This is a genomic window from Bordetella tumbae (assembly GCF_965139195.1).
Lineage (GTDB): Bacteria > Pseudomonadota > Gammaproteobacteria > Burkholderiales > Burkholderiaceae_B > Bordetella_A > Bordetella_A tumbae.
Window position 1 is genome coordinate 630535 of the sequence record NZ_CBCSJH010000001.1, and the last position, 7147, is coordinate 637681.

Genomic DNA, 7147 nt, shown 5'->3' on the forward strand with positions numbered 1-7147 from the left:
CCCCCCCCGCGCCCCGCCCATAGTGGCGGGGCACAGATCTATGCACGCATGACCTTATTCCAGTCGATGCTATGACCAGCAGCTTCAAGCTCACGCGCAAGCGCCTGTTTCCAGCCTCCGCCGCTATCCATCGTCTCCCAAACAACACCGGCAAAATCGCTTGGAATCTCCACTGCGCCGCGCTTGAGAGCACATACCTTTTCTCTGCCCAGGCGACCAATAAAATATCCCAACTCCAAAAGCACATTTTGTCGTGCCCTGGGTTCAGGCGTTCCTCCTTTTACGCAGCCCTCATCGTCAGGTGTAAGCAGGACTACTGCGAAACCAACGTCACTGTGAGCAACTACTTTTTCGATAATTGTTCGTCCTTGGTTAGCCTGTTCGTGCAAGATGATGGCTTCAAGTCCAATGCGCTCAAGAAATCGCGCCACTGTTTCACGAGCGCCATCATCGTGGCCATGCACAATAAATACCTTGCGCGAAAACTGAGCTTTTAACATGGTCTCTGTGTTTCCCTTGGCCTGGATATAATTCTTGTAATCGCGCACAAATGGAATGATTAGCTGGCCAGTAAGTGCGTGGATTCCAGCAATGATCTTCTTGCCAGAATAGAAAAAATGGTGCCCGAAGTCGGTAGCATAACTAGGGTCTGCCGCCAGCTTCTCAATCAAAAGCAACGTCAACCCCAACACCTGTCTGGGCTCATCTGGCCAAACAAGCCGGGCGCTCCCAACCATGCTGCCCCCGGTTTTTTCGCTTTCAGCGATGAACGCTTCTACGTCGAGGCCTTCCGTGAGCTTGGCGTTGTACGGCTCAAGGTCAGGATGTCGTAGCAGTTGAGCAATTTTCTTGAGAGGTCTTTCGTAGGTTTGAAGCTGCGACGCCTGCAAATCTAGGACTGCATTATTTATTTCCGAGAATATGTCTTGAGCCATTACTCATCCTCACCCGGCTTCAATCTGGCTTCGGCCGCTTTTTGAAGGATGCTCTCTCGATACTTTTCCTTCATTTGATCTGCAAGAGGCCCGACAATAGGGTTTGCAGAATATTCTCCTACGCGCTCGTCGATCATTCGATTGACCGACTGAATTGCAGCCTCAATGCTGGCGGGATCATTTGGATCAAAGTTTACGACCCCCAGTTCGCCGTCTAACTCGCTCAAGGCGCGCTGCGCATCTTTCAGATTCTTCTGGAGTTTATCCAGTCCAGTAATTTTGAACATGACTCACCTCCAGTTAGTTTTTCGAAGCTTCGGAGAATGATGAGATTTCCTGGGCAACATGATCCATTAGTTCTCGAGCGTTTTGGTGATCACTACCTGCATACGTCAGGACTAGCAACGTAAGTGGATGAACATTCAGCAAGGCACATAGATCTTCTATTTTATTCAATGTTGGGCTTTTCAGTCCTCGCTCCAGAGAGCTGAGGTAGGTGCGGCTGGACACATCTGAGAACGCCTCTTGGCTCAGGCCACGCGCCTTCCTGATCCGCCGCAGTGCATCGGGCAACGATGGCTTGCGCGTTGTCATTCTGGACTCTCCCCAAAATCCAGAATGACAACTCGTTGCGCCCTATAGGGCTACAATCTATAGTATTCATTTTGATGCGTTTGTGCCTTTACGGAACTCCGTATCGGCGGGTTTCCTCCAAACCGGAGAGCTTGAATCGTGTCTTTCCTGACTTCCGCACATACGCCTTCGTGCCTTTACACTTCTGTGCATGCGTGGTCATGCGCTTGTGTGCTTTCGTGGGAAGGCCGGAAAGCGTCTTGGCGGTTTTGCGCATCCGTGGGAGTGCAGCCATGAAGCCGCTCATCACCGCCGACGAGCGCACGCGCTTGCTGGCCAACGGCCAGGCCCGCGCTGCCGGCCAAGTCATCGACCCATTGCCTGTGGTGCGGCTGTTCACGCCGGATGCGCACGCGACCTGGCTGCTGGCGTCGCTCGATCCTGCGGATGGCGACACCTGCTATGGATTGATTGACCTCGGCATCGGGATGCCGGCGCTGGGCACGGTCAAGCTGTCCGACCTGGCCGGCATCGTCGGGCCGCGCAAGCAGCCCGTGATGCGCGATTGCTACTTTCAGGCGACGCGGCCGCTGTCGGAGTACGTTCGACTGGCTCAGGAAGACGGTTCGACACCGGACTGATGCAGGCCCGCGCGGCGAGGCCAAGCGCAGCGCATTGTGACTATTTCCGTCTCACTCAAGACCCATCTGGTCTGAATCCACACTCTTGCACCGAAGCGGTGCAAGCCTGCTATAAACAGTCATGGTCTTTGGCCCGGGCTGCGGCACGGTATCGGCTGCTGACCGTCAATTCCAGGCGGCGCAGCCGTCGCATTCAGACGATTTTCGCAATGCACCGGAGCCAATCGGACTTGATACCCGCAGTTTCAGCTTAACCCGATCACGATGACGTTTTGATGTTGAAACGGTGGCTCCCGCACGCCGAAAGCCGCAGCGACGTTCCTGCTGACTGACAGGAGGTTGCGTCATGGCTGGCCCGAGTGCCGTACATCGAGAACATTGGTATCCGACCGCCGCGTATCTCTACACGCTGCACCTTGATGGCCCGGCCTTGGCCTGGGAGTACCTGCGCCGCGATCCCAACTACCGGCTCGACTGGCTGCGCCGTCGCCGCCGCCCGGATGCAGCGCACGCCTGGGGCCTGCGCCTGCTGGAAGACCCGGCCCTGGACGCGCGCGACGCGCATCCGGCCTGGTTCCCCGATCACGGCAGCGTGGTGCAGCTTTATCCCGATGCCGACCCGCCGCCCGAAGCCTACGCCTTCGAGTTCTGGCGCCTCCCCGGCCGCAAGCACCTGATCCACGACGGCGAGCGCCTGGTGCTGGTGTCACGCTGGCCCGGCTGCTGCCTGCGGCTCGCGCTGGCGCCGGGCCTGGAAGACGGCATGGCTTACCTCTACGCCACCCGCGCCTGCGCCACACCTTGCGCGCGCTATCAGGCACTGGTGGCCGAGTTGGATAAGCTGGCGGCGCTGCCGGATGCCGTGCCTGCGGCAGCGGCCCGTTCCCGGCCCACGCTCGCGGCGGTGCAGGAACTGCACACGCTCCAAGCGCTCGACGCGACCCTGGCGGGCGCGTCTTTGCGTGAGGTGGCCGAAGGGTTGTTCGGCGTGGATGCCGTGGCCGCCGACTGGCACGCCGACAGCGCCTTGCGTGCCCGCGTGCGGCGGCTGGTGCGTCGCGGCGAGGCGCTGATGCGCGGCGGCTATCGCAGCCTGGCGCAGCTTGCGCCAGTTGCATCGTAGTGAGGGGGGACGTTTTGCAGCCCCTGCAATTCGTCCCTTAGCAGGAAGCCTGAATTTCTCGAAAGTGCCTCCATCCGGTCGCGTGGTGTGGCCGGGCTTGATGGAGGTAAATCCCATGCGACCCGCTCCCTTGCGGCCCTCTGTAACCGCTCCTTCCGCTGTTGTCGCTGCGCCCGCGCAGCCTCAACGCTACCTGACCAACGACGAAGCCGCCGACTACCTGCGGCTGTCGCCCCGCACGCTGGAGAAACAGCGCGTGATCGGCGGCGGGCCGAAGTTCCGCAAGTTCGGCCGGCGCGTCATGTACGCCGTGGCCGACCTGGATGCCTGGGCCGATGCGCGCAGCTTCGATGCCACCTCCGACCCGGAGTACGCCGAGCGTCATGCGGGTGACTACCGTGACCGCCGCTGATCGCAGGTTCACGGGTAGCCGCCGTCATGTCCAGTTCCGCGCTGCTGTCCTGGCAGCCGCCGATGCGGGAGCGCGAACAGCTCGACCTGTTCCGCGCCTTGCCGGGCGACATGGCGCCGCGCGACAGCCAGGACTTGATGGCCTATCCGTTCTTCTCGCTGGCGAAATCCAAGCGGGTCAAACCCATCGACTTCCGGGCGGGAAACGTGACGATTCGCGTGGAAGGCACGCAGGAGCATGGCATTGCCACCATCTGGGATGCCGACATCCTGATCTGGGCCGCCAGCCAGATCGTGGAAGCGAAGGACGCGGGCCTGCGGCCGTCGCGGCTGATGCACGCCACGCCTTACGAGATCCTGCGCTTCATCGGGCGCGGCACCGGCTCACGCGACTACCAGCGACTCAAGGCGGCACTCGACCGACTGCAATCGACCACGGTGGCCACATCCATCCGCGAGACGACCGGAAGGCGCTTGCACCGTTTCTCGTGGATCAACGAGTGGAAGGAACTGGCCGACGCCAGCGGCACGCCATTGGGCATCGAACTGATCCTGCCGGACTGGTTCTACGCGGGCGTGCTCGATGCTGCCCTGGTACTGACCATCGACCCGGCGTATTTCCGGCTCACGGGCGGCATCGAACGCTGGCTGTACCGCCTGGTGCGCAAGCACGGCGGCAGGCAGGAATACGGCTGGCAGTTCGACTTCCGTTACCTGCACCAGAAATCGGGCAGCAGCACGCGATTCTCGGATTTTGCCTACGACTTGCGTGCCCTGGTCGCCCGGCAATCCCTGCCAGGGTACGAGCTGGGCATCGTGCGGATTCCCGAGGACGACGTGGAATTGCTGACCTTCCGGCCCGTGCCGTCCACGGCACGGGGATAACTGGTGGACAAGCTGTGAATAGTGTCGTGCTATCAGGAGTAAGGGGTATCGTGCTATCGGGAGTACGACTATCGTGCTATCAGGAGTACGAAAACGCCGGAAAGCCAATAACGGCGCGGGTTTGCGCGCCCTCTAACATACCTAACTTAAATTCTCTAACTTTTAGTAGAGAAGCGCCGTTGCGGTGGACAACTGGCGAAAGGCAAAAAGCGCCGCCAATCCGAAGGCAAGACCAGCCCCAACACCAACCCCATTCGGCAAGGCAAAACCGCGCCGGCTTTCCAGATCGGAGGGCTGCGCCATGATCGTCGCCTTGCTCAACCAGAAAGGCGGCGTCGGCAAGACGACGCTCGCCACCCACATCGCGGGCGAACTGGCGATGCGTGGGCAGTCGGTTATCCTGCTGGATGCCGACCCGCAGGGCTCTTCGCTGGACTGGACGCAGCGCAGAAGCCAGCAGGGCTTGCCCCGGCTGTTCAGCGCCGTGGGGCTGGCAAGGGAAACCCTGCATCAGGAAGCGCCAGAACTCGCCAGGAGGGCCGATCATGTCGTCATTGATGGCCCACCCAGGATTGCCGCCTTGGCGCGCTCCGCGCTGCTGGCAGCCGAGCAGGTGCTGATCCCGGTCCAGCCCAGCCCGTATGACCTGTGGGCCAGCGCCGAAATGGTGGCACTGATCCGTGAAGCGCAGGTGTTCCGGCCGCAGCTAGCAGCGGCCTTTGTCATCAACCGGCGCGTCAGCACCACGGTGATCGGTCGGGAGGCACGGCAGTCGCTGGCCGAACAACCGCTGCCGGCGCTGCGTGCGGAGGTTCGGCAAAGGATCGTCTTCGCAGACAGCGTGGCCGCTGGCCGGCTTGCACGCGAGACGGCGCCCGACAGCGCCGCCGCACGCGAGATCAACGCACTGGTGGACGAACTGCTGCGGTGGCCGACATGACAGCGAAGCTGCCACCGAACAGCAAGCGCAGGGCAAAGCGTGTCGGCATCGGTGCGCGCCCGCCTGCGAATCCGCACGCCGAGGCGTGGATTCGCCAGGGCGATGCCGATGCGCTCAACAAAGGCGACCTCTACACCGCACGCCTGACGCTCGACGTGACGCCCGCGCTGCGCGCGCGCGTCAAGGTGTCGGCCTTCACGCGGGGCGTGACCGTGGCCGACCTGCTGCGCGGCCTGCTGGAACGAGAGTTCCCCGACAACCGCACGGAGACCACGCCATGAACGTAACCGCTGCACCCGCCGCGAACACGGCTACGGATCCCACATCGACCACGCCAGCGCCTTCGCCTTCGACACTCGCTGGCCAGGCCGGCAGCGTGCCGCTGACCCGCGTGTCGCTCGCCTACATCGAGCCGCGCTTCAAGCTCTATCTGCGTTTTGGCGTACCGGCGCGCACGCTCCTGCTCGACCGCTGGCGGCGCTGCGCGGTGTTCCTGCCTGGCGCGACGTTCTGCCGCATCCGCTGGCACGCCAACGACTACGGCACGATCCGCTGGCAGCTCATGGTGATGCAGGCCGGCACGCCGCTGGACGACGTGCAGCGCATTCCTGGCGTACAGCCTGGTGCGCGTCTGCTGCTGCACGCCGAGGGTGACGCCAACGTGCGCGCCGTGCTGGAACGTATCGACCGCATTGAGGCATTGGGTATCGCCACCATCGACGTGTCGCCCGCGTACTGGCGCACGCTGGGCAACCGTCTGGCGGCCCGCCTGCCGCTACCCGAATACACCACCGAACGGCATGCCGCCTGGCTGGCTGGGAGGATGCTGCCATGACCGCTGACGCCGCCACCGCGCGCGCACCCGAAACCGCGTCGCATCCTCTCTCGCGCCTGCGCGCTCGCATCGTGCTGGCGGGCTTCGCCGCTGTCGGCCTTGCTGCGCTGGCCTGGGCGGCGTTCGTGCAGCCGCCGCCACGCCTGATCTACAACCCATCCGACAGCGTTCCGGTCGGTTGGTATCGCGTGCAGCCGGTCGACCATCGGGTCGCCTCGCTACCGCGTCCCTTGTCCGTGGGCAGCATCGTCCTGACCCGATTGCCCGCCGACGCTGCCGCGCTCGCAGCGCAGCGCGGCTACCTGCCGACGCGCATTCCGCTGCTCAAACGTGTGGGGGCGGTCGCCCCGCAACACGTCTGCATCGTTGCCGGGCAGGTACGCATCGACGGCGTGCCTTCGGCCACCGTGCTGCCTGCCGACCGACTGGGCCGGCCGCTGTCATTTTGGCCGCAATGCCGCCACCTTGGGCCTGGCGAACTGTTCTTGTTGAGCGCGACCAATCCGGCATCGTTCGACAGCCGCTATTTTGGGCCGGTCAGTGCATCCGCCGTGATCGGCGTCGCGCATCCGGTCTGGCTGGAGACACGCCCATGATGGCCGCCGATTCGCTGCACGTTGTCGTGCATCTCATCGTGCCATCGGGCATGTCGATCCAGTGGCTTTCCGCATGTCGTCGCGTGTGCAGTGCGAGTGCATCTGCACCGCACGTCGCGCTGTCTCCGGCGTAGCCGTCCAACGTGCAGGCGTCTTGCCTCGAACGCGCCCGGTCTACGGCCATCGGCATGCCCATCTGCGCGTTCGC

At 62.7% G+C, this 7147-nt stretch carries 12 protein-coding genes; 8 read left to right on the top strand and 4 right to left on the bottom strand.

The features are described 5' to 3' along the window. Positions 1-38: 38 nt before the first annotated feature. From ACNA0J_RS03010 to ACNA0J_RS03020, 3 genes are read right to left on the bottom strand one after another with little or no spacing between them, the layout of a single operon-like run. Entirely contained in the window at positions 39-935 is an 897-nt protein-coding gene (locus tag ACNA0J_RS03010; RefSeq protein ID WP_415816226.1) for a TIR domain-containing protein, read from the bottom strand. After that, a complete protein-coding gene (locus ACNA0J_RS03015) occupies positions 935-1222 on the bottom strand; it encodes a hypothetical protein (RefSeq protein WP_415816230.1) in 288 nt (95 codons plus the stop codon). Before ACNA0J_RS03015 ends, ACNA0J_RS03010 begins: the two co-directional genes overlap by 1 nt. 13 nt (positions 1223-1235) lie before the next feature. Beyond that, complete coding sequence (locus ACNA0J_RS03020; protein ID WP_415816232.1) at positions 1236-1529, bottom strand: helix-turn-helix domain-containing protein; 294 nt, start codon at positions 1527-1529, stop codon at positions 1236-1238. Between the two features lie 272 nt (positions 1530-1801). On the opposite strand from ACNA0J_RS03020, the gene ACNA0J_RS03025 reads away from it, so the two are divergent. The 4 genes from ACNA0J_RS03025 (at position 1802) to ACNA0J_RS03040 (ending at position 4568) form a co-directional block, all read left to right on the top strand. Continuing rightward, entirely contained in the window at positions 1802-2149 is a 348-nt protein-coding gene (locus ACNA0J_RS03025; protein WP_415816234.1) for a DUF2958 domain-containing protein, read from the top strand. Between the two features lie 346 nt (positions 2150-2495). Then, entirely contained in the window at positions 2496-3272 is a 777-nt protein-coding gene (locus ACNA0J_RS03030; protein WP_415816236.1) for a DUF2285 domain-containing protein, read from the top strand. Between the two features lie 115 nt (positions 3273-3387). Then, positions 3388-3684: a helix-turn-helix transcriptional regulator gene (locus tag ACNA0J_RS03035; protein ID WP_415816516.1), complete on the top strand. Its 297-nt coding sequence runs from the start codon at positions 3388-3390 to the stop codon at positions 3682-3684. A gap of 26 nt (positions 3685-3710) precedes the next feature. Continuing rightward, positions 3711-4568, top strand: coding sequence for a replication initiator protein A (locus ACNA0J_RS03040; protein WP_415816238.1), 858 nt, complete (start codon positions 3711-3713; stop codon positions 4566-4568). Positions 4569-4730: 162 nt separating this feature from the next. Here the strand turns inward: ACNA0J_RS03040 and ACNA0J_RS03045 are convergent, their stop codons facing one another. Continuing rightward, positions 4731-4871 (bottom strand): hypothetical protein, encoded by a 141-nt coding sequence (locus tag ACNA0J_RS03045; RefSeq protein WP_415816240.1) that lies wholly within the window; start codon positions 4869-4871, stop codon positions 4731-4733. Here ACNA0J_RS03045 and parA point away from each other — a divergent pair. From parA to ACNA0J_RS03065, 4 genes are read left to right on the top strand one after another with little or no spacing between them, the layout of a single operon-like run. Further along, the gene (gene parA / locus ACNA0J_RS03050) at positions 4870-5508 is read left to right on the top strand and encodes a ParA family partition ATPase (RefSeq protein WP_415816242.1); all 639 of its coding nucleotides are present in this window, start codon (positions 4870-4872) and stop codon (positions 5506-5508) included. The two genes, ACNA0J_RS03045 and parA, sit on opposite strands and share 2 nt — an antisense overlap. After that, positions 5505-5789: a chromosome partitioning protein ParB gene (locus ACNA0J_RS03055; RefSeq protein WP_415816244.1), complete on the top strand. Its 285-nt coding sequence runs from the start codon at positions 5505-5507 to the stop codon at positions 5787-5789. The genes parA and ACNA0J_RS03055 overlap by 4 nt, the downstream gene beginning before the upstream one ends. Continuing rightward, the gene (locus ACNA0J_RS03060) at positions 5786-6343 is read left to right on the top strand and encodes a DUF2840 domain-containing protein (RefSeq protein ID WP_415816246.1); all 558 of its coding nucleotides are present in this window, start codon (positions 5786-5788) and stop codon (positions 6341-6343) included. Before ACNA0J_RS03055 ends, ACNA0J_RS03060 begins: the two co-directional genes overlap by 4 nt. Further along, a complete protein-coding gene (locus ACNA0J_RS03065) occupies positions 6340-6939 on the top strand; it encodes a S26 family signal peptidase (protein WP_415816248.1) in 600 nt (199 codons plus the stop codon). Before ACNA0J_RS03060 ends, ACNA0J_RS03065 begins: the two co-directional genes overlap by 4 nt. The last annotated feature ends 208 nt before the right edge of the window (positions 6940-7147 follow it).